Genomic DNA, 21,712 nt, shown 5'->3' on the forward strand with positions numbered 1-21,712 from the left:
GTTTCGGTCGCCGAGAAGGGGCTTTCGTGGCTTATGCGGCGACAAAAAGTGCAAGATCGCGGGGGCGGGAAGGGGGAGGGCGGAGGTGGGGGCGGAGTGGGGGTGGGGGTGGGGGGTGTTGCGGTGTGGGGGTGGGGGCGGGAGGGTGTGGAGGGTGGGGGTGCCGGCGGGGATTGGGGCGTACCGGGTGGAGCGGCTGCTCGGGACCGGCTCGTTCGCGACGGTGTGGCTGGCCTACGACCCGGCGCTGAAGACCCAGGTGGCGATCAAGGTGCTGGCCGAGAACTGGCACCACGACGTACGCGTGCGGGAAAGGTTTCTGGACGAGGCTCGACTGCTGCGCCGGATCGACGACGACCGGCTGGTCCGGGTACGCCAGGTGGGCGAGCTGGCGGACGGGCGCCCGTACACGGTGCTGGACTGGGCCGACGGCGGCAGCCTGCGGGACCGGCTGGCGGCCGGTGGGCTGCCGGTCACCACCGCGCTGGACCTGCTCGCCGAGATCGCCGCCGGGGTGGCCGTGCTGCACCGGCACCGGGTGGTGCACCGCGACCTCACGCCCGGCAACATCCTGTTCCGCTCAGGTCCGACCGGCGAACGGGTACTCATCGCCGACCTCGGCCTGGCCAAGGCGCTCGCCGCCGCATCCGGACTGACCATGCGGGCCGGCACCCCGGGCTACATGGCGCCGGAGCAGGACGATCCGCTCGCGGTCGTCGACGAGCGCGCCGACGTCTACGCGCTCGGCCGGCTCGGCCTGCGGCTGCTCGGCACGCCGTCGGCCGCCTCCGGCACCGGGGCCGACGAACCGCCCCGGCGGGCAGCGGGGGAGGCCCGGTTCCGGGCGGGCGTCCCGCCGCCGGTGGTGGGGGTGCTACGGCGCGCCTGCGCCGCCGAGCCGGCCGACCGCTACCCGGACGCCGCCGCCTTCCGCGCCGCCCTGCTCCGCGCCCGCGTACCCGTCCCGCCGGCCGACCGCTACCCGGACGCCGCCGCCTTCCGCGCCGCCCTGCTCCGCGCCCGCGTACCCGTCCCGCCGGCCGGGCCGTCCGGGGCGCCCCCATCTGCGCCCGCCGCTCCCGCAGTGCGCGAGGCGCCCCCAGCCCGCCGCCGGTGGCCGCAGGTCGTCGGGGTGATGGTGGTGCTGGGGGCGGCGGCTGGTGTGGTGGCGGCGGATTCGGCGGCGGTGGCCGGTACCGCCACCAGCGGCCCGGTAAGCGTCGTGCTGCCGGCTGGCTGGCGGGCGGCCGGCACCGGCTGGGCCGGCCGGTACGACCCGGCGGGCCGGCTGGAACCCGCCCTGGTGATCTCGCCGGAGCCGCGTCGATGGGCCACCGACCCGACGGTGCCAGGAGCCTTCCTCGGGTTGTCGGCGACCGCCGCGCGTCGCACCGGCCCGGCCGGCTTCGTCGCCGAGCAACCGCACGCCGACTGCACGGCGGCCCCGGTACGGCGGGTGCGGCTTGGCGACCTGGACTGGGTGATCGCCCGGTTCGACTGCCCGCACGAGCGTCCGGTGCTTGTGGAGGCCGCCGCCCGGGCACCCGCCGGCCTGCTCTACGCGCAGGTCGTACCCCCGCTCGAGGCCGGCGACGAGTTCGTCGACACTCTGCTCGACGGGGTACGGGTGCGGTAGCCGCGGCTACCGCACCACCACCGTGATCACGTGCGTACCGTCCGGACGTGGGATGGACACGTCCACCGTGCCGGGCCGGACGAACCGCAGGTCGACCACGCCAGCCTCGTAGTTGCTGTCCACCAGATCCGCCCGGTCCACCGTGACCTCGCCCGGGCCGATGCCCTTGATCCGCAGCACCCCGCCGGTGGTGAAGCAGAGCGACGAGGGCAGCGGCCCGCCGTGGGCCAGCTCCAGGTCGTACCGGACCGCGCCGAGGCAGGCGCTCGGCGCCGTGGTGGCTGCGCCAGTGGTGCTGGCCGGGACGCGCGGCGTCGGGCGGCGCGGCGGGGTGGTCGGGGCGGTCGCGGTCCGGGGTGACCGGCTCGCCGCCGCCGGTGACGGCACCGTGGGCGCGGCGGTGGACGGTACGACCGAGGCCGGTACGCCCGACGGCGGTGCCGGTATCGACGGCGCGGGTGGGGACGGCGCGGGTGGTCGTACCGGCAGCGGCGCGACCGGCTCGTCCCCGCATCCGGCGGCCGTCGCGAGCGTGCCGGTCAGCACCAGCGTGAGCCACCGGCGCAGCAGCGGATGGTCACTCACCGGCGTCGCTCAGCCGACGCCGGACCTGCCGGCGGGCCTGGTGAATCCGGGACTTGACGGTGCCCTCGGGCAGGTCGAACAGTTCGGCGATCTCCCGGTAGCCCAGACCGAGCACGTCCCGCAGGGTGAGCGCCTCGGCCAGTTCGGGGCGGATCCCGTCGAGGGCCTCCAGCAGGTCCAGCCGGGTGCCGGCGACCACGCTGGTACGGCGCGGGTCCGGCCGGTCGGGCAGCACCGCCGCGCCGGCCTCCATCAGCCAGCGCCGGCGCAGCATCCGGTACGTGGATCGGGCCCGGTTGGCCGTCAGCTGGTAGAGCCAGGTGTGGAAGGAGGAGCGTCCCTCGAACCGGTGGATGCCGCGGGCCACCGCGAGCAGCGCGTCCTGGCAGGCCTCCTCCGCGTCCTCCCGGTTGGGCAGCAGCCGGCCGCACAACCGCAGCACCTCCGGCCGGATCGTCGCCAGCAGCGCGTCGCGGGCCCGTTGGTCGCCGCGCGCCGCCGCGCCGGCCAGGTCATCGATCCCGTCCGCGAGGATCATCGCGCCGTCCCGTGTTCGCCCGGTGTGTGCGGTGCAGGTCCAGGCTACGCCCGGCGTGTCGGCGGATCCGGCGCCCAGTCCGCCAGCCGACACCCCCGACTCTCGCCGGGCGTGCTGGAGCCGCCTCGGCGACGGGGATAGGGTGGGCCCGACCGACTCGATCATCGAACCCGGGGGGCCTCCGTATGGGCGATTCGTTCGCGCATCTGCACGTGCACACGGAGTACTCGATGCTCGACGGGGCGGCCCGGCTCAAGGACCTGTTCGCCGAGGTCAAGCGGCAGGGGATGCCGGCCGTGGCAATGACCGACCACGGCAACATGCACGGCGCGAACGACTTCTACAAGCAGGCCATGGCTGCCGGGGTGACGCCGATCCTGGGCATCGAGGCGTACGTGGCGCCGGAGTCGCGCTTCCACAAGTCTCGGGTGCGGTGGGGCCGTCCGGAGCAGAAGAGCGACGACGTCTCCGGTAGCGGTGGTTACACCCACAAGACGATCTGGGCGCGGAACAAGACCGGCCTGCACAACCTCTTCACGCTCACCACGAAGGCGTACACCGAGGGTTACTTCGTGAAGTGGCCCCGGATGGACGCCGAACTCCTCGCCGAGCACGCCGACGGGCTGATGGCCACCACCGGCTGCCCCTCGGGCGAGGTGCAGACCCGGCTGCGGCTCGGCCACGAGGCGCAGGCCCTCGAAGCGGCGGCGAAATACCAGGACATCTTCGGCAAGGAGAACTACTTCCTCGAGCTGATGGACCACGGCCTGGACATCGAGACGAAGGTCCGCAAAGGTCTGGTGGAGATCGGCCGCAAGCTGAACATCCCGCCGGTGGTAACAAACGACTCGCACTACACCCACGAGGCGCAGTCCGAGGCACACGACGTGCTGCTCTGCGTGCAGACCGGCAGCAACGTCGCCGACCCGAACCGGTTCAAGTTCGGTGGCAGCGGCTACTACATCAAGTCCGCCGACGAGATGCGCGGCGTGGACAACTCGGACGTCTGGCTTGAGGGTTGCCGCAACACGCTGCTGGTCGCCGAGAAGGTCGACCCGGCCGGGATGTTCGAGTTCCACAACCTGATGCCGCGCTTCCCGGTGCCCGATGGGGAGACCGAGGAGTCCTGGTTCCGCAAGGAGACCTTCGCCGGGCTGGCCCGCCGGTTCCCGGACGGGATCCCCGAGGGGCACGTGGTGCAGGTCGAGTACGAGCTGGGCGTCATCATCCAGATGGGCTTCCCCTCGTACTTCCTCGTGGTCGCCGACTTCATCCAGTGGGCCAAGAGCCAGGGCATCGCCGTCGGTCCGGGTCGTGGCTCGGCGGCCGGCTCGCTTGTCGCGTACGCGTTGGGCATCACCGACCTGGACCCGATCCCGCACGGGCTGATCTTCGAGCGGTTCCTCAACCCCGAGCGCGTCTCCATGCCGGATGTCGACATCGACTTCGACGAGCGTCGGCGCGGTGAGGTGATCAAGTACGTCACCGACAAGTGGGGCGAGGACAAGGTGGCGCAGATCGCCACCTTCGGCACGATCAAGGCGAAGGCCGCGATCAAGGACTCCGCCCGGGTGCTCGGCTATCCGTACGCGGTCGGCGACCGGATCACCAAGGCCATGCCGCCGGCCGTGATGGGCAAGGACATCCCCCTCGAAGGGATCTTCGACCCGAAGCACCCCCGCTACGCCGAGGCCGGCGAGATCCGGGGCATGTACGAGTCGGAGGCCGACGTCAAGAAGGTCATCGACACGGCCCGGGGCATCGAGGGGCTGATCCGGCAGACCGGCGTGCACGCCGCCGGAGTGATCATGTCCGCCGAGCCGATCATCGAACACATCCCGCTGATGCGCCGGGACTCCGACGGGGTGATCATCACCCAGTTCGACTACCCGACGTGCGAGTCGCTCGGGCTGTTGAAGATGGACTTCCTCGGCCTGCGAAACCTGACCATCATCGACGACGCGGTGAAGAACATCCAGCTCAACCACGGCAAGGAGCTGGACCTGCTGGGGTTGCCGCTTGACGACAAGGGTGCCTACGAGCTGCTGGCCCGGGGCGACACCCTGGGCGTGTTCCAGCTCGACGGTGGGCCGATGCGCTCGCTGCTGCGGATGATGAAGCCGGACAACTTCGAGGACATCTCCGCCGTACTGGCGCTGTACCGACCCGGCCCGATGGGCGTTGATTCGCACACCAACTACGCGCTGCGCAAGAACGGCCTCCAGGAGATCACCCCGATCCATCCGGAGCTGGAAGAGCCGCTGCGCGAGGTCCTGGCCCCCACCTACGGCCTGATCGTCTACCAGGAGCAGGTGCAGCGCGCCGCGCAGATCCTCGCCGGGTACACGCTCGGCCAGGCCGACCTGCTGCGCCGGGCGATGGGCAAGAAGAAGAAGGAGATCCTGGACAAGGAGTTCATCCCGTTCCGGGACGGCTGCCGCGAGCGCGGCTACTCCGACGAGGCGATCCAGAAGGTCTGGGACGTACTGGTCCCGTTCGCCGGGTACGCCTTCAACAAGGCGCACTCCGCCGCGTACGGCCTGGTGTCCTACTGGACGGCGTACCTGAAGGCGCACTATCCGGCCGAGTACATGGCGGCGCTGCTCACCTCCGTCGGTGACGACAAGGACAAGATGGCGCTCTACCTGTCGGAGTGCCGGCGGATGGGCATCCAGGTGCTGCCGCCGGACGTGAACACCTCGGCCGGGCCGTTCACCCCGGTCGGCAAGGAGATCCGCTTCGGTCTCGGCGCGATCCGCAACGTCGGCGCCAACGTGGTGGCCGCGATCATGCGGTGCCGCGAGGAGAAGGGCGAGTACGCCGACTTCTACGACTTCCTGTCCAAGGTGGACGCGGTGGTCTGCAACAAGAAGACGATCGAATCGCTGATCAAGGCCGGCGCGTTCGACGTGATGCGGCACCCGCGCAAGGGCCTGCTCGCCGTGCACGCCGACGCCATCGACGCGTACGCCGACGTCAAGCGCAAGGAGGCCGTCGGCCAGTACGACCTGTTCGGCGCGGGCTTCGGCGACACCGAGACCACGACCACCACCACGGTGATGCCCACCATCGCCGAGGGGGAGTGGGACAAGCGCGACAAGCTCGCCTTCGAGCGGGAGATGCTCGGCCTCTACGTCTCCGACCATCCGCTCTTCGGCCTGGAACACATCCTCGGCCCGGCGGCCGACTGCACCATCGCCGCCCTCTCCGAGGAGGGCACCGTGCCCGACGGCGCGGTGGTCACCCTCGCCGGCATCCTCTCCGGAGTGCAGCGGCGGGTCACCAAGCAGGGCCGGGCCTGGGCCTCGGCCACCCTGGAGGACCTCGCCGGTGGGGTGGAGACGTTGTTCTTCCCGAACACCTACGAGGTGATCGGCCAGTACATCGCCGAGGACGCCATCGTGGTGGTCAAGGGGCGGGTCGACCGGCGGGACGACATCCCCCGCATCATGGCGATGGACATGTCCATGCCCGACGTCAGCGCCAGCGCGACAAACAAGCCGGTCACGCTCACCATCCCGGTGACCCGCTGCACCCCGCCCCTGGTGGAACGCCTCAAGGAGACCTTGGTGCTGCACCCCGGCGACGCCGAGGTGCACGTCAAGCTGCTCAACGGCAGCCGCACCACCACCTGGCGGCTCGGCCCGGTCCGGGTGGCCGCCACCACCGCCCTGATGGCCGACCTGAAGAGCGTCCTGGGCCCCGCCAACGTCAGCTGACCCCCCTTTCGCCGCTCTGGGCCGGTGGGCCAGGGGGCGGGGATTGGCGCTTTGGGGTGGGCCGGCGGGGAGTTAGCGTCGCTGGGCATGGAGTTGGAACAGGCGCAGAAGCTGTGGCACCCGCAGCCCGGCTGGCTGGACAGCGCCAGCTACGGGCTGCCGCCCGACCCGGCCTGGGACGCCGTGCAGGCGGCGTTGGCTGACTGGCGCGTCGGCCGGGGAGTGTGGAAGGACTGGAGCGCGGCGTCGGATCGGACGCGGGCCGCGTTCGCCCGGCTGGTCGGCGTACCAACGGCCGACGTGGCGATCGGCTCCACGGTCTCCCAGATGCTGGCACCGGTGGCTGCCGCGCTGCCCGCCGGCACCCGGGTCCTCGCCCCCGAGGTCGAGTTCACCTCGAACCTCTTCCCGTGGCTGGTGCAGGAGGCCCGGGGCGTCGAGGTTCGCACCGTACCGCTTGACAAGCTGGTCGACTCGATCGACGCCGACACCGACCTGGTGGCGTTCAGCCTGGTGCAGTCCGCCGACGGCGCCCTGGCCGCTTACGACGACATCGTCGCGGCGGCGCGGGCGTACGACGCGCTCGTCGCCGTCGACGCCACCCAGGCGTGCGGCTGGCTGCCGTTCGACGCGTCCCTGGCCGACGTCGTGGTGGCCGGCGGCTACAAGTGGCTGATGGCACCCAGGGGCACCGCCTGCGCCTACCTCGATCCCGCATTGCGCGAGCGGCTACGACCGGACGCCGCCGGCTGGTGCGCGGGTCAGGACCCGCACGCCTCCTACTACGGGCCACCGCTGCGGCTGGCCGACGACGCCCGCCGGTTCGACATCTCGCCGGCCTGGTTGAACTGGGTCGGCGCGGCCCCGGCCCTGGAACTGCTGCTGGAGATCGGGGTACCGGCGGTGCACGCGCACAACGTGGCGCAGGCCAACCGGTTCCTGGCCGGACTGGGGCGACCGCCCGGCCAGAGCGCGATCGTCAGCGTCGAGGTGCCCGGCGCGCAGGAGAAGCTGGAACGGGCGGGCGTCCGCGCGGCGGTCCGGGCCGGCCGCGTCCGCGCCTCCTTCCACCTCTACACCACCGAGGCGGACGTCGACCTCGCCCTCAACGCCCTGACCGCATGAAAGGAAGGGGCCCTTGTTAACGCCTCGGGTAGAGGAAGGGCCCCTTCTTAACGCGGCGTAGGCGTACGCGTCACTTCCCGGTGCCGGTGACGATGCCCGGGTTGATGCAGAGCCCCGGGGCGCTGCCGTTCTTCTCGGAGATCTCCAGGCAGCGGGTCACCTTGTCCACCTTGGCGTTGGTCTCGGTGATCTGCTTCTGGATCTCGGCGTTGCGCCGGTCCTGTTCGAGGTTGCGGGTCTGCGCGAGCTTGTCCTGGAACGCCTTGATGTTGCCCTCGGTCTTGTCGTCGTGGTTGACCCGGGTGATGGTGACCGACAGGATGTCCACGTCGTCGGTGAGGCGACCCTCGGCGCTGGTCTTGATGCTCTCCGAGAAGGGCTTGAGGTCGACGTTCAGGTTGCCGGTCTTCGCGTCGATGCGCTCCAGCGGGTTGTAGGAGGAGAAGGCGTCGTTCACCGCGCTGTCGAGCTGTACGCCGACCCGCTGGCCCCGGAAACTGTCGAAGTCGCCCTTGTAGTCCATGAACTGCTTCGGCGCGTTCTCGGGCCGGACCTGCCACTCGACAAGCACCTCGACACAGGCGTCGGCGAGAGTGCCGGTACGCACCCGTACGCAGTTGGTGTCGCCGATGTGGTCGTACTTCTGCCGCCCGGCGTCCCACTCGCCGACGCGCTGCCAGGGCGCGACCCACTTCAGGCCGGAGCCGGTCACCTCGCCGGTCGGCTTACCGAAACTGGTGACGATCCCGACCGAGCGGATCGGCACCGAGTGGGCGCTCGACGCGACCGTGAGCAGTAGCGTCGCGGCCACGGCGGCGACCGCCGCCAGGACCGCGCCCTGCCGCACACTGCGTTGCGCGCTGAGCAGGGTGACGGCGACCGCGACGGCCGCGATGACGGCGGTGGCGATCGCGAGGATGAAGCCGAAGGGCATGGGTGCCGAACCTTCCAGGGATGGCCTGCTGAGTTGATCATCAACATAGCCGCCCCGGGCAAGAGCGCCCCCTCCCCGCTCTCCCCAGCCCCCAGAGGTGCGCCGATCTTGCACTTTCGGTCGCCGATATGCCCGATTCATGGGCTTCTGTTACGACGGAAAGTGCAAGATCGCGGGAGCGAGGGGGTGGGGGTGGGGGAGCGAGGGGGTGGGGGCGAGGGGAGGCGTGACTGGCGCCACATTCGATACGAAACGGTTCCGTATCGTTAATGCCGGGCCTAGGCTCGGCGGTGATTACGGACGGAACCGTATCGAAAATCGGGGGGTGCCGGAAATGTCGTCGAATGAGCAGACGGGACATCCGCGGAGGTGGGCGATCCTGGCAGTGCTGGTGATCAGCCTGCTCGTGGTCGTCCTGGACAACACGATTCTCAACGTCGCGCTGCGTACCCTCGCCGACCCCGTGCGCGGTCTCGGGGCCAGCCAGGGCGAGCTGGAGTGGTCGATCAACTCGTACACCCTGGTCTTCGCCGGGCTGCTCTTCACCTTCGGCGTGCTCGGAGACCGGGCCGGGCGGCGCCGGATGCTGCTGATCGGGCTGGTGCTCTTCGGCCTGGCGTCGCTGCTGTCGGCGTACGCGCAGAGCCCGGCCCAGCTGATCGCGGCCCGCGCGTTGATGGGGGTCGGCGGGGCGGCGATCATGCCGGCCACCCTGTCGATCATCTCCAACGTCTTCGACCCGCGTGAACGTGGCCGGGCCATCGGGGTCTGGGCCGGCGCGGTCGGGTTGGCGGTGGCGATCGGCCCCGTCCTCGGCGGCCTGCTGCTGGAGCACTTCTGGTGGGGCTCGGTCTTCCTGATCAACGTGCCGGTCGTCGCGCTCGGCGTGCTTCTGGTGGCCCTGCTGGTGCCCGAGTCGCGGGACCCGGATCCCGGCCGGGTCGACGTGTTCGGCGTACTGCTCTCGGTGGTCGGTCTGGTCGCGCTGACGTACGGCATCATCGACGGCGGCGAGCACGGCTTCGGCCGGCCGCTGGTCTGGGTGGCCATCCTCGGCGGCGTCGCGGTGCTGGCCTGGTTCGTCGGGTACGAGCGGCGCAGCAGCCACCCCTCGCTGGACGTACGGCTGTTCCGGGTGCCCCGCTTCGCCGCGCCGGTGGCGATGATCGGGCTGGTCTTCTTCGCCGCCATGGGCGTGATGTTCTTCAGCTCGTTCTACCTGCAACTGGTGCGCGGCTACAGCCCGTTGCAGACCGGCCTGCTCTTTCTGCCGTTCGCGGTCGCCCAACTCGTCTTCGCCCCGCGCAGCGCCACAATGGTGCGCAGGTACGGCGCCCGGGCGGTCTCGGTGGTGGGGTTGATCCTGACCGCGGTATCGCTGGGCGCCTTCGCCTTCGTCGACGCGGCCACACCCATCTGGGTGGTACTTGTCGCCTTCTTCCTCCAGGGCACCGGGATGGCCAACATCATGCCGCCGGCCACCGAGTCGATCATGTCCGCGCTGCCCCGGGAGAAGGCCGGCGTCGGATCGGCGGTGAGCAACACGATCCGCCAGGTGGCCGCCGCGCTCGGGGTGGCGGTGATCGGCTCGGTGCTGGCCGCAGGCTACCGGGCCGGCATCGACCCCACCCTGGCGGACCTGCCCCCGGCGGCGCGCACGGCGGCCGGCGAGTCGATCTCCGGCGCGTACGCCACGGCCGGGCAGCTCGGGCCGGCGGCGCCGGAGCTGATCGCGGCGGCCAACGACGCCTTCGTCTCGGCGATGCACTGGTCGGCGGCGCTGGCCGCGCTGGTCACGGCGGCCGGCATCCTGGTGGCGCTGCGCTGGTTGCCGGGCCGGCCCGGCGCGGGCGTGCCGACACCCGTCGGCGAGCCCGAGTTGGCCGGTGCGTCCTGACATCGGCGAGAATGGCGCAATGACTGGCACGACGGATGCTCCGCGGTCGCCCGGCCGGCCGCGGAGCACCCGCGCGGCCGAGGCGATCATCGAGGCCACGCTGGACCTGCTCGCGGAGGGCAGCACGATCGGGGCGATCTCGATCGAGGCGATCGCCGCGCGGGCCGGGGTCGGCAAGGCCACCATCTACCGCCGTTGGCCCGGCAAGGACGCCCTGCTGCGCGATGCCCTGCGTACCCTCAAGGGCGATCCACCGCAGCCGGCCGGCCGTTCCGTCCGCGAGGACCTGATCCTGCTGGTCGGTGCGGTCGGGCACAACATCGACCCCCGCGCGGCGAAGATCATGCCCGGCCTGATGCCCGAGGTGCAGCGTAGCCCCGAGCACTACACGCTCTACCAGAACATCATCGAGCCCCGCCGCGCGGCGATGCGGGAGGTGCTGCGCCGTGGCGTCCGCGCCGGAGAACTCCGGGCCGACCTCGACGTCGAGGTGACCATGGCGATGCTCACCGGGCCGATGCTCATCCAGCGGATGATGAACTGGCACCCCGACATCGACGAGGCGAGCCTGCCCGAGAAGGTCGTCGACGGGGTCCTGGCGGGCATCCGCGCCCGCTGACCAACGAGGCCGCCCTCAGCCCCGGCCCGCCCCGCGCAAATCCGGCTCGCCTTGCCTGGCTCCGGCTCGCCTTGCGCAAATCCGGCTTGCTCCGCGTGGGTCCGGCTTGCCTTGTGTGGGTCCGGCTTGCTCCGCGTGGGTCCGCTTCGGCCGTAGACTACGGGCGTCCGAGCCCTGGGGGTGGCTCGCCACACTCACCGGAGGTCCGTCGTGTCGACGCCCGTCACCACCCTGGCTCTCGGACCGGACTGGCTCTCCCCGGAACATCTGATCTCGACGTTCGGCCTGCTCGGCATCCTGGCCATCGTCTTCGCCGAGTCCGGCCTGCTGATCGGCTTCTTCCTGCCGGGTGACTCGCTGCTGTTCACCGCCGGCCTGCTCGTCGCCGACGGCCGTTACATCACCTACCCGCTGTGGCTGGTGTGCCTGCTCATCACCATCGCCGCGATCGCCGGCGACCAGGTGGGCTACCTGTTCGGCCGCAAGGTCGGCCCGGCGCTGTTCCGCCGCCCGAACTCGCGGCTGTTCAAACAGGAGAACCTGCTCAAGGCGCACGACTTCTTCGAGAAGTACGGTGCCCGCTCGGTCGTGCTGGCCCGCTTCGTGCCGATCGTACGGACGTTCACCCCGATCGTGGCCGGGGTCAGCCGGATGAACTACCGCACCTTCGTCACCTACAACATCGTCGGCGGCATCCTCTGGGGCACCGGCGTGACGGTCCTCGGCTACTTCCTCGGCCAGGTCCCGTTCGTCAAGACGAACATCGAGTTCATCCTGATCGCCATCGTGGCGATCTCGGTCCTGCCGATCGCCGTGGAGCTGCTCCGGGCCCGGCTCGCCGCCAAGCGGGGCGTGACGCCGCAGGAGCGGGCGGCGGCCGAGCAGGAGCGGGCGGCGGCCGAGGCGGCGATCCGCGAGACCCGCGAGCACTACGGCAAGCACTGAGCGAGCCGCACAGCAGGCACTCCGCGAGACCGCCCAGCAAGCACTGAGCGAGCCGTACCGCTCAACCGTCGGCGGTACGGAGCCGGTGCAGGCGCAGCGCGAGCTGCACCTCCAGGGCGCGGTCGGGGCGTTGCCAGTCCGCGCCGAGCAGCTGCCCGACCCGTTCCAGCCGCTGGGTCACCGTGTTCACGTGCACGTGCAACTGCTCGGCGGCCCGGGCCAGACTGCCGCCCACCCCGAAGTACGCCTCAAGCGTCCGGACCAGGGCGGTGCCCCGACGGGCGTCGTACTCGATCACCGGGCCCAGGGTGGCGGTGAGGAAGCGGTGTACGTCCGCCTCCCCGCCGTCGGAGACCGTGCCCAGCAGCAGCCCGACGAAGCCCAGCTCGGCGCTGCTCGCCCCCTGCCCGGCCCGGCCCAGCGCGCCCAGCGCGGTCAGGCAGCGGTCAGCCTCCCGGAAGGCGGCGGCCAGCGACTCGGGCCCGGTGCACGGTCCGCTCGCCCCCGCCGTCACCGGCCGCCCGGTGATCCGTGACAGGTCCCGGGACACCGCGCGGGCGCTACCGCCGGCGTCCTGCCCGGGCAGCATCAGCGCCACCCGGCCGTCGCGCGCGGCGGCCAGCCCGCCCCGGGCCGAGGCGTACGTGGTGGCCCAGGAGAGCACCCGCTGGCGGGCCGAGCCGGTCGCCGCGATGGCGTCCTCGCCGACGGCCACCAGCACGTGCGGGGCGTCCAGGTCGACGCCGAGGCGGCGGGCCCGACTGTGCAGGGCGTCGGTGTCGCGCAACGGCCGGGCGATGAGGTCGTCGAGCAACTCGCCCCGGACCCGACCCTCCGCCTCGGCGACGGTCCGCCGGAACAGCAGCAGCAACGCGGTCACCAGGGCGGCGCGTTCCAGGATCCGCTGGTCGGCATCGGCCAGCTCGCCCTCGGGATGCAGCACCAGCGCGCCCAGGTTCTCCGCGCCGGCCACCACTGCGGCATACCAGAGCGGGCCCCGGCGTACGCTGCGCCCTTCGGTCCGGGACGCGGCCACCGCCTCGACGATGTCCGCCCGGTCCGGCTCGTCGATCTCGCCGACCCGGGCCAGCCGCCGGCCCTCGGCGTCCAACGCCAGCAGCGACCCGCCCAGCACGTCGGTCACCGCCGCTGTCACGTCCTCCACCCCGCCGCCGCGCAGCACCAGCGCGGTCATCCGGTCGTGTGCCGCCGCGGCCCGCTCCACCGAGCTGCTGTGCGCCCGGATGGTGGTGTTGGCGGCGGAGAGTTCCTCAAGCGCCGCCCGGGTCTCGGCCAGCAGCCGGGCGGTGTCGATCGCCACCGCGGCATGTGCCGCGAGCGAGAGCAGCAGCGCCACCTCCTCGCGGGCGAACGGCCGGGCCGAGCGGTTCGCCGCGTAGAGCACGCCGATGCTTGTGGAGCCGAGCCGCAGCGGCACCCCGAGGATGGCCACCAGCCCTTCCTCGCCCACCCCGGCATCGATCTCCCGGGTGTGGTGGAAACGCTCGTCCTCCGGGTAGTTCGCGGTCACGTACGGCGCGCCCGACTGGGCCACCAGGCCGCCGAGACCGGCGCCCATGGGCAGCCGGAGCCGTTGGAAGCGGGCCGAGACCGAGCCGTCGGTGACCCGCATGTAGGTGTCGCCGCGCTCGGCGTCGTTGAGGGTCATGTAGGCGACGTCGGCGCCGAGCAGGTGCCGGGCCCGGTGCACGATAGCCCGCAGCACCTCGTCCAGGTCCCGCAGCCCGGCCAGGTCGCTGACGGTGTCGTACAGGCCGGAGAGTTCGCTCTCCCGGCGGCGGCGGCGCTCCAGCAGCGCGCGGACCCGCAGCGCCACGGTCTTGGCCTGCTCCAGCTCGGCGATCCGGTCCGCGCTCAGCCCGGCGGAGCGGGCGGCGACCAGCGGCCCCTCGAACTCGACCGCGGCGGCCTCCCGGGCGAGCAGTTCCAGGAACTCCACCGGCGACGACATGACCGACATTGTGCGGGGGGACACTAGTTCGCCGTCCAGCCCCCGTCGAGTGCGATCGAGGCGCCGGTCAGGAACGCGGCGGGCGGCGAGCAGAGGTACGCCATCAGCTCTGCCACCTCCTCGGGCTCGATCAGCCGCTTGATCGCCGCCCGGGCCAGCATGATCTTCTCGATCACCTCGGTCTCCGGGATGCCGTGGGTGGCCGCCTGGTCGGCGATCTGGCTCTCCACAAGCGCGGTACGCACGTACGCCGGGTTGATGCAGTTGGCGGTAACGCCGTGCGCCGCACCCTCAAGCGCCACCACCTTGGAGAGCCCCTCCAGCGCGTGCTTCGCCGAGACGTACGCGGCCTTGTAGGGCGAGGCGCGCAGCCCGTGCACCGAGGAGATGTTGACGATCCGGCCCCAGCCGCGCGCATACATGTGCGGCAGTGCCCGCCGGACGAGCAGGAACGGCGCCTCGACCATCACCCGCTGGATGTACTCGAAACGTTCGACCGGGAACTCCGGCACCGGGGCGACGTGTTGCAGGCCGGCGTTGTTGACCACGATGTCCACATCGGTGTCGAGCCGCTCGACCGCCTCCGGGTCGGCCAGGTCCACTCCCTCGGCCCGGCCGCCGGCCTCGGCGGCCACCAGCTTGGCCGCCTCCACGTTCCGGTCGACCACCAGCACGCTCGCGCCGGCCGCGGCCAGCCGCAGGGCACAGGCCCGGCCGATGCCGCTGCCACCGCCGCTGACCAGGGCGGTACGACCGGCGAGGTCGACGTTCACGACGTGGGGGACCGCCACGGGTTCTGCCGTCATGGCGCATGAAGTTACGAGCTGTGTGGCCGGGCGCACATGGGGTCGCGGCACATACTCCCACCGCACTCTGTGGTCGCTACGGACACCAGACGGTGGTGGGCGTGTCCCGGGGCGCGGCGGCCTCCCCACCTCGGTAGGGTGTCGAACACATGTGCTGCCCGGGGCGGCGGGGAGGAGGGGCGCGTGCGGGTGCTCGGCGTCGACCCGGGGCTGACCAGGTGTGGGGTCGGCGTGGTCGAGGGGGTGCCCGGGCGACCGTGCACGCTTGTGGCCTACTACGTGGTGTACACCGATCCGGCCGACGAGTTGCCGGCCCGCCTGCTGCATCTGGACCGTTCCCTCACCGACCTGGTCGCCGAGCACCGGCCGGACAGCGTGGCCGTGGAACGGGTGTTCAGCCAGCACAACGTGCGTACGGTGATGGGCACCGCGCAGGCCAGCGGGATCGCCGTGCTCGCCGGGGCGCGCGCCGGGCTGCCGGTGCAGACGTACACCCCGAGTGAGGTGAAGGCGGCGGTGACCGGCTCCGGCCAGGCCGACAAGGCGCAGATGACCGCGATGGTCACCCGGCTGCTGCGGCTGGCCGAGCCGCCACGCCCGGCCGACGCCGCGGACGCCCTGGCGCTGGCCATCTGCCACGTGTGGCGCGGTGGCACGCGCTCGAAGCTGGCCGCCGCAGCCGACCGGGTACGACGAGGAGGAAAGAGATGATCGCCAGTGTGCGTGGCGTGGTGGCCGCGACCGGTCCGGACCACGCGGTGATCGAGGTCGGCGGGGTCGGCCTGGCCGTGCAGTGTGCCCCCGGCACCATCGCCGAGCTGCGGGTGGGCCAGCCCGCACGGCTGGCCACCAGCCTGGTGGTCCGGGAGGATTCGCTAACCCTCTACGGCTTCGCCGACGACGACGCCAAGGCGCTCTTCGAGCTGTTGCAGACCGCCAGCGGGGTCGGCCCCCGGCTGGCCCAGGCGGTCCTCGCTGTGCACACCCCGGACGCCGTACGCAAGGCGATAGCCAACGCCGACACCGCGGCGCTGACCCGGGTGCCCGGGATCGGCAAGAAGGGCGCCGAGCGGCTGGTGCTGGAGCTGCGCGACCGGATCGGCCCGGTGCCCGTCGGGGCCGACGGCGCGGCCGGGGTCACCGGTGGCGCCTGGCCCGAGCAGGTACGCCAGGCCCTGATCGGGCTCGGCTGGACGGCCGGGCAGGCCGACCAGGCGGTGGCCGCCGTGGCGGAGACGCTCGACGGTCCCACCCCGCCGGTGCCGGTGCTGCTCAAGCAGGCCATCCGGCTGCTGGGCCGGACCCGATGAGCGCGCGGAGTGAGCCGGGTCTGCGAGCCCCGCAGTCGCGGATGAAGGACATCTCATGAGCACCGACGAGGGCAACCTGGTGTCGGCGTACGTGAGCGACGCGGAGCGGGATGCGGAGGTAAGCGTCCGGCCGAAGCGACTGGACGAGTTCATCGCCCAGCACCGGGTCCGCGACCAGCTCGACCTGCTGCTCCAGGGCGCGATGCGGCGTGGCTCCCCACCCGACCACATTCTGCTTTCAGGGCCGCCTGGCTTAGGTAAGACCACCCTGGCCAACATCGTCGCCGCCGAGCTGGGCACCGGCATCCGGGTGACCAGCGGCCCGGCCATCGAACGCTCCGGCGACCTGGCCGCGATCCTGACCAGCCTCGCCGAGGGCGACGTGCTCTTCATCGACGAGATCCACCGGATCGCCCGGCCGGCCGAGGAACTGCTCTACAGCGCGATGGAGGACTTCCGGGTTGACGTGGTGGTCGGCAAGGGGCCGGGCGCGACCGCCATCCCGTTGGATGTCGAACCCTTCACCCTGGTCGGTGCGACGACCCGCTCCGGCCTGCTGACCGGCCCGATGCGGGACCGCTTCGGCTTCGTCGCCCACCTGGACTTCTACGCCCCCGACGAGCTGGAGGTGCTGCTGCGCCGGTCGGCGCGCATCCTCGGCGTACCGATCACCGAGGAGGGGGCGGCGGAGATCGCCGGCCGGTCCCGGGGCACGCCCCGGATCGCCAACCGCCTGCTCCGCCGGGTGCGGGACTTCGCCGAGGTACGCGCCGACGGCGTGGTCACCGTGGAGACCGCCCGCGCGGCGTTGACCGTGTACGACGTGGACGCGCTCGGGCTCGACCGGCTCGACCGGGCGGTGCTGACCGCCCTGGTGGACTCCTTCCGGGGCGGGCCGGTGGGCCTCTCCACGCTGGCCGTGGCGGTGGGGGAGCAGCCGGACACGGTGGAGGAGGTCTGCGAGCCCTTCCTGGTGCGGGCCGGCCTGCTGGCCCGTACGCCGCGCGGTCGGGTGGCCACCGAGGCAGCCTGGCGGCACCTGGGGCGTACGCCCCCGAATGGTACATTTGGCACCGAAGCACCCGCCGCGCCCGATCTCTTCTCGATGGACGCCGATGAGCCGTGATCTGTTCGTGATCTGTGCCGCATTCGGCGTTCCCAGATAGAGCGACTAGACTCGCCGCGGTCTGTACAGGATGTGAAAATCCGCCTCCGCTCCGGCGCTCACATGCCGGCGGAGGCCAATGGGAAGGTCGACAACCGTGCTCTACGCAGCAGAAGGCGGCGGAGCGGGGAGCTTCACCCCGATCCTCATGATCGCGCTGCTCTTCGGCGTCATGTACTTCATGATGATCCGTCCGCAGCAGAAGCGCCGCCGCGAGGCCGAGGCGATGCAGTCCGGTCTCTCCGCCGGCGACGAGGTGGTCACCATCGGCGGGCTGTACGGCACGGTCACGGGTGTCGAGGACGACAGCGTCCTGCTCGAGGTCGCCCCCGGAGTGCAGACCCGCTACGCCCGCCCGGCGATCGCCCGGGTGGTCACCAAGGCGGAGCGCCCCGCCGAGTCGGCGGCCGAGGAGTCCGACGCCGTCAAGGAGTGAGCGCCACACCCACCCGGTTCGGCTCGGACCGGGTGGGATCGCCCGTACGCGTCCCCGGCGGGCGAGCGCCGACGCGAGGCGACCTTCGAGTCCCCGCGCCGACGTGGTGAGACAACTGGATAGAAGGACCGCCGCGCCCGCGGCGGCGCGACCGTACAGGGAGACAGGACAGCCGTGGCACCACCTCAGGGACAGATGCGCCCGGGACGGCAGTTGGCCGTCCTCGCGGGCATCCTCGTCGTCCTCTATATCTTGGTGTTCTTCTCGGGCGGTGCCAGTGGCGGCTGGAAGGACCGGCTCGAACCCCGTCTCGGTCTCGACCTCGTCGGCGGCACCCGGCTGACGCTGGAGGCGACCAACACCATCGACGGTCGGGCCCCGACGTCGGACAACCTGGAGCGGGCCCGCCAGATCATCGAGAGCCGGGTCAACGCGTACGGTGTGGCCGAGGCCGAGGTGGTCACCGAGGGCGACCGCAACATCGTCGTCTCCCTGCCCGGCGAGAACCGTGACCTCAGCGAGGTGGGCAGCGCCGCCGAGTTGCGGTTCCGCAAGGTGCTGAAGATCGCCGACGGCAGCGGCGCGATCCCGTCGCCGGCGCCGACCCCGAGCGGCACCGCCGAGCCGACGCCGTCGGGCACCCCGTCCGGCAGCGCGAGCCCCGCTCCGGACGCCGAAGCCAGCGCGTCGCCGTCGGCGGGCGGCCAGGGCGGCGGTGCGCCGACGCCCACCCCGAGCGCGACGCCGAGCGCCGCCCCGTCGCCGACGGCAAGCGAGGAGCCGGTGCCGCAGAGCATCGAGGAGCAGCGCAAGGCCGTCGAGCAGAAGGTCGGCGCGGAGGCCTGGGCCGCGGCCAACGGCCTCCAGGCGCCGGCCGACCTGAGCGCCGACCCGGCGCTTGCCGAGCAGCTCAAGCCCTTCGCCGAGCTGACCGGCCGCGAGGTGGCGGTGCTGCCGGCGCAGATGCAGTTCAACGTGCCGACCATCGGCTGCCTCCAGCTCGACGACCGGCCTCCGGCCTCCATCTCAAACCCGGAGGAGCAGGTCGTCGCCTGCGAGGGCGGCTACGCGAAGAACCTGCTGGACCAGGCGAAGGTGCTCGGCACCGACGTCTCGGACGCCAACGCGGTGCGTGACCAGACCAGCCAGTGGGTGGTCAGCCTGAACTTCACCAGCTCGGGCCAGGACAAGTGGACCGCGCTGACCCGGGAGGCGTTCAACAACGAGGGCCAGGCGTGTGACGCCTCCGCACTCGGCGACGAGGGCAAGTGCCGGGTCGCGGTGGTGCTGGACAACGAGATCATCTCGTCGCCGCAGATCCAGGGCGTGCTCACCGGTAACTCGCAGATCACCGGCAACTTCAGCAACGCCGAGGCCAGTGAGCTGGCCGGCTACCTGAGCTACGGCGCCCTGCCGGTCACCTTCGAGGCGCAGGAGTCGCAGAACGTCACCGCGACCCTGGGCGAGAGCCACCTGCGGGCCGGTCTGCTCGCGGCCGGCATCGGCATGCTGCTGGTCATCATCTACTCGTTCTTCTACTACCGGCTGCTCGGCTCGGTGATCTTCGCCAGCCTGGTGCTCTCCGCCCTGCTGCTCTTCGGTGCCCTGGTGGTGCTCGGCCGGCAGATCGGTTTCACGCTCACCCTCGCCGGCATCGCCGGCATCATCGTGTCGCTCGGTGTGGCGGCGGACTCGTTCGTCATCTACTTCGAACGACTCAAGGACGAGATCCGCGAGGGCCGCAGCCCGCGCAGCGCGGTCTCCCGCGCCTGGATCCGGGCCCGCCGAACGATCATCTCGGCGAACCTGATCACGATCATGTCGGCCCTGGTGCTCTACATCGTCTCGGTCGGCACGGTGAAGGGCTTCGCCTTCGCCCTCGGCCTGGCCACCGTGCTGGACCTGGTCGTGGTCTTCCTTTTCCGGCACCCGATGATGACCATGCTCGCCCGCAGTCGGGCGTTCCTGTCCCCGCGGGTCAGCGGTCTCGGTCGGGTGTTGCCGCCCCGGTCGGAGTCGGCACCGTCCCGCAACCCGCGTGTCAAGGAGGCCTGAGATGGCCGCTGCTGAGAATTCTCTGGCAAGCCGCCTCTACCGGGGCGACGCCGGCCTCAACATCGTCGGCAAGCGCAAGATGTGGTTCACCGTGGCCGCCCTTCTGGTGGCGGTCGCGTTGGGCAGCATCCTCATCAAGGGGTTCAGCCTGGGCATCGAGTTCGCCGGCGGCAACTCGTTCCAGATCCCCACAAGCGTCGGCACCATGCAGGACGCGGAGGCCACCGCGGACCGGGTGCTGGGCGCCGAGGGCGCGCACGTGGTCACCGCGCAGCAGGTCGGTGGTGGCGGCGGCGAGTTCTACGAGCTGCGCACCACCCAGCTCGACGCGGCGCAGGCCGAGGCGGCCCGGCTCGCGATGGCCGAGCAGTTCGGCATCGACCCGGCGCAGATCAGCGCCAACCGGGTCAGCGAGGCGTGGGGCAGCCAGGTGACCAACCGGGCCCTGCTCGGTCTGGTCATCTTCCTGGCGGTGGTGACCACCTATCTGATCTTCCGATTCGAGTGGCAGATGGCCGTCGCGGCCCTCTTCGCCCTGGTGATGAACCTGGTCTTCACCGCCGGCCTCTACTCGATCGTCGGTTTCGAGGTCACTCCGTCGACGATCATCGGTTTCCTCACCATCCTGGGCTTCGCGCTCTACGACGTGGTGGTGGTCTTCGACAAGGTCCAGGAGAACACCAGAGGAATCACCGCGAACAACAACCAGACCTACGGCGAGGCGGCCAACCTGGCCGTCAACCAGAGCCTGATGCGCTCGGTCAACACCTCGGTGGTGGCCCTGCTCCCGGTCGGCGGCATCCTCTTCATCGGGGCCGGTCTGCTCGGGGCGGGCACCCTGAAGGACCTCGGCCTGGTGCTCTTCGTCGGTATGGCGATGGCGTTCCTCACCTCGATCCTGCTGGCCACCCCGCTGCTGACGGTCCTGAAGAACCAGGACCCGCGGATCCAGGCCCACAACAAGCGGGTGGAGGCCCGGCGCGGCGCGGTGGCCCGGGGCGAGGTGCCGGCCGGCAAGACCGGCAAGGCCGCCACCCCCCGACCCGCCGAGCCCGAGGACGAGGCGGAGCCGGAGCCGGAGCCGGCGGAGAGCGGTGCCCTGGCCGGCGCCGCCGCGCCCAAGGTGGGTGCCCGCCCGGCCGGTAAGCGCTCCGGCGCGGCCCGGGGCGGGCGTCCCCGCGGTGCGGGCGGCAACCGGCCCGGCGGAAAGCGCCGCTGAGGCACGCCGGGTGACGACCCGGTAGGAACGGACCCGACGGCGTCCGGCATGCTGTGCGAGCAGCGTGCCGGACGCCGTTGGCATGTGGAAGGGGAGCGGAAGCGCCGTGACGGAGACCCACAACACCGGGGTACGCGGAGACAGCGGCCCGGAGGTGGCCCGGCTGGTCGCCAGCCGGGTGCTCGACGTGCCCGATTTCCCCAAACCCGGGGTCATGTTCAAGGACCTCATGCCGCTCTTCGCCGACGGCGACGTCTTCCGGGACGTGATCGACGGGATCGTCGCGTACCACGGGCGGGACTCGTTCGACACCGTGGTCGGCATCGAGGCGCGGGGCTTCGTCATCGCGGCGGCCATCGCGTACGCGACCGGGGTCGGTGTGGTGCCGGTGCGCAAGGCCGGCAAGCTGCCCCGGCCCGCCTACGCGGCCTCCTACGCCCTGGAGTACGGCGAGGCCACCCTGGAGGTGCACCAGGACGCCTTCACGGCCGGGCACCGGGTGCTTGTGGTCGACGACGTGCTCGCCACCGGGGGGACCGCGGGGGCGACGCTGGACCTGGTGGAGCGGGCCGGTGGCACCGTCGCCGGCTTCACCGTGCTGCTGGAGCTTTCCTTCCTCGGTGGGCGGGAGCGGCTGGCGCCGCGTCCGGTCCATGCCCTGTTGACCGTTTGAGACGACGCGGCCACCGGGCGGAGCCGGCACGGTCCGTCCGGCGGAGCGGCAGGGCACCTTCGGTGCGGGTAGCATTGC

The 21,712-nt window shown here is 71.6% G+C and carries 18 protein-coding genes; 13 read left to right on the forward strand and 5 right to left on the reverse strand.

The genetic code is table 11. The features are described from left to right. The first annotated feature begins 160 nt into the window (after positions 1-160). Complete coding sequence (locus tag AC507J_RS30800; RefSeq protein WP_496293812.1) at positions 161-1,636, forward strand: serine/threonine-protein kinase; 1,476 nt, start codon at positions 161-163, stop codon at positions 1,634-1,636. A 6-nt stretch (positions 1,637-1,642) separates the two neighbouring features. Here the strand turns inward: AC507J_RS30800 and AC507J_RS30805 are convergent, their stop codons facing one another. Together AC507J_RS30805 and AC507J_RS30810 are read right to left on the reverse strand one after the other, a co-directional pair. Further along, positions 1,643-2,221, reverse strand: a complete 579-nt coding sequence (locus tag AC507J_RS30805; RefSeq protein ID WP_496293814.1) for a hypothetical protein — start codon at positions 2,219-2,221, stop codon at positions 1,643-1,645. Further along, complete coding sequence (locus AC507J_RS30810) at positions 2,214-2,759, reverse strand: RNA polymerase sigma factor (RefSeq protein WP_496293816.1); 546 nt, start codon at positions 2,757-2,759, stop codon at positions 2,214-2,216. The genes AC507J_RS30805 and AC507J_RS30810 overlap by 8 nt, the downstream gene beginning before the upstream one ends. Positions 2,760-2,944: 185 nt before the next feature. Between AC507J_RS30810 and dnaE the strand changes: the two genes are divergently transcribed. Beyond that, positions 2,945-6,478, forward strand: coding sequence for a DNA polymerase III subunit alpha (gene dnaE / locus AC507J_RS30815; RefSeq protein ID WP_496293818.1), 3,534 nt, complete (start codon positions 2,945-2,947; stop codon positions 6,476-6,478). Positions 6,479-6,565: 87 nt separating this feature from the next. Then, a complete protein-coding gene (locus tag AC507J_RS30820) occupies positions 6,566-7,603 on the forward strand; it encodes an aminotransferase class V-fold PLP-dependent enzyme (protein ID WP_496293820.1) in 1,038 nt (345 codons plus the stop codon). Between the two features lie 70 nt (positions 7,604-7,673). On the opposite strand, the gene AC507J_RS30825 is transcribed toward AC507J_RS30820, so the two are convergent. After that, the gene (locus AC507J_RS30825; protein WP_496293822.1) at positions 7,674-8,537 is read right to left on the reverse strand and encodes an SPFH domain-containing protein; all 864 of its coding nucleotides are present in this window, start codon (positions 8,535-8,537) and stop codon (positions 7,674-7,676) included. 334 nt (positions 8,538-8,871) lie between these two features. Here AC507J_RS30825 and AC507J_RS30830 point away from each other — a divergent pair, with 334 nt between their 5' ends. The 3 genes from AC507J_RS30830 (at position 8,872) to AC507J_RS30840 (ending at position 11,998) form a co-directional block, all read left to right on the forward strand. Further along, positions 8,872-10,434: an MFS transporter gene (locus tag AC507J_RS30830; protein ID WP_496293824.1), complete on the forward strand. Its 1,563-nt coding sequence runs from the start codon at positions 8,872-8,874 to the stop codon at positions 10,432-10,434. A gap of 19 nt (positions 10,435-10,453) precedes the next feature. Beyond that, positions 10,454-11,053 carry a TetR/AcrR family transcriptional regulator gene (locus AC507J_RS30835; RefSeq protein ID WP_496293826.1) on the forward strand — a complete coding sequence of 200 codons (600 nt, stop codon included), beginning with the start codon at positions 10,454-10,456 and terminating at the stop codon, positions 11,051-11,053. Between the two features lie 210 nt (positions 11,054-11,263). Next, a complete protein-coding gene (locus AC507J_RS30840) occupies positions 11,264-11,998 on the forward strand; it encodes a DedA family protein (protein ID WP_496293828.1) in 735 nt (244 codons plus the stop codon). Between the two features lie 61 nt (positions 11,999-12,059). Here the strand turns inward: AC507J_RS30840 and AC507J_RS30845 are convergent, their stop codons facing one another. Next, entirely contained in the window at positions 12,060-13,979 is a 1,920-nt protein-coding gene (locus tag AC507J_RS30845; RefSeq protein ID WP_496293830.1) for a helix-turn-helix domain-containing protein, read from the reverse strand. A 14-nt stretch (positions 13,980-13,993) separates the two neighbouring features. Beyond that, positions 13,994-14,776 (reverse strand): 3-hydroxybutyrate dehydrogenase, encoded by a 783-nt coding sequence (locus tag AC507J_RS30850; RefSeq protein WP_496293832.1) that lies wholly within the window; start codon positions 14,774-14,776, stop codon positions 13,994-13,996. A 183-nt stretch (positions 14,777-14,959) separates the two neighbouring features. Here AC507J_RS30850 and ruvC point away from each other — a divergent pair, with 183 nt between their 5' ends. From ruvC to AC507J_RS30885, 7 genes are all read left to right on the forward strand, one after another. Next, positions 14,960-15,487: a crossover junction endodeoxyribonuclease RuvC gene (ruvC, locus tag AC507J_RS30855; protein WP_496293834.1), complete on the forward strand. Its 528-nt coding sequence runs from the start codon at positions 14,960-14,962 to the stop codon at positions 15,485-15,487. Then, positions 15,484-16,086, forward strand: coding sequence for a Holliday junction branch migration protein RuvA (gene ruvA, locus AC507J_RS30860; protein WP_496293836.1), 603 nt, complete (start codon positions 15,484-15,486; stop codon positions 16,084-16,086). Before ruvC ends, ruvA begins: the two co-directional genes overlap by 4 nt. A 55-nt stretch (positions 16,087-16,141) precedes the next feature. Beyond that, a complete protein-coding gene (gene ruvB, locus AC507J_RS30865) occupies positions 16,142-17,212 on the forward strand; it encodes a Holliday junction branch migration DNA helicase RuvB (RefSeq protein ID WP_496293838.1) in 1,071 nt (356 codons plus the stop codon). 136 nt (positions 17,213-17,348) lie between these two features. Beyond that, positions 17,349-17,687, forward strand: a complete 339-nt coding sequence (yajC, locus tag AC507J_RS30870) for a preprotein translocase subunit YajC (protein WP_496293841.1) — start codon at positions 17,349-17,351, stop codon at positions 17,685-17,687. Positions 17,688-17,861: 174 nt separating this feature from the next. Further along, positions 17,862-19,742, forward strand: coding sequence for a protein translocase subunit SecD (gene secD, locus AC507J_RS30875; protein WP_496293843.1), 1,881 nt, complete (start codon positions 17,862-17,864; stop codon positions 19,740-19,742). Position 19,743: 1 nt separating this feature from the next. After that, the gene (secF, locus tag AC507J_RS30880) at positions 19,744-20,961 is read left to right on the forward strand and encodes a protein translocase subunit SecF (RefSeq protein ID WP_496293845.1); all 1,218 of its coding nucleotides are present in this window, start codon (positions 19,744-19,746) and stop codon (positions 20,959-20,961) included. Positions 20,962-21,067: 106 nt separating this feature from the next. Continuing rightward, the gene (locus AC507J_RS30885; RefSeq protein ID WP_496293847.1) at positions 21,068-21,634 is read left to right on the forward strand and encodes an adenine phosphoribosyltransferase; all 567 of its coding nucleotides are present in this window, start codon (positions 21,068-21,070) and stop codon (positions 21,632-21,634) included. Positions 21,635-21,712 lie beyond the last annotated feature (78 nt).

This window comes from Micromonospora sp. PRAS1, from assembly GCF_059553435.1.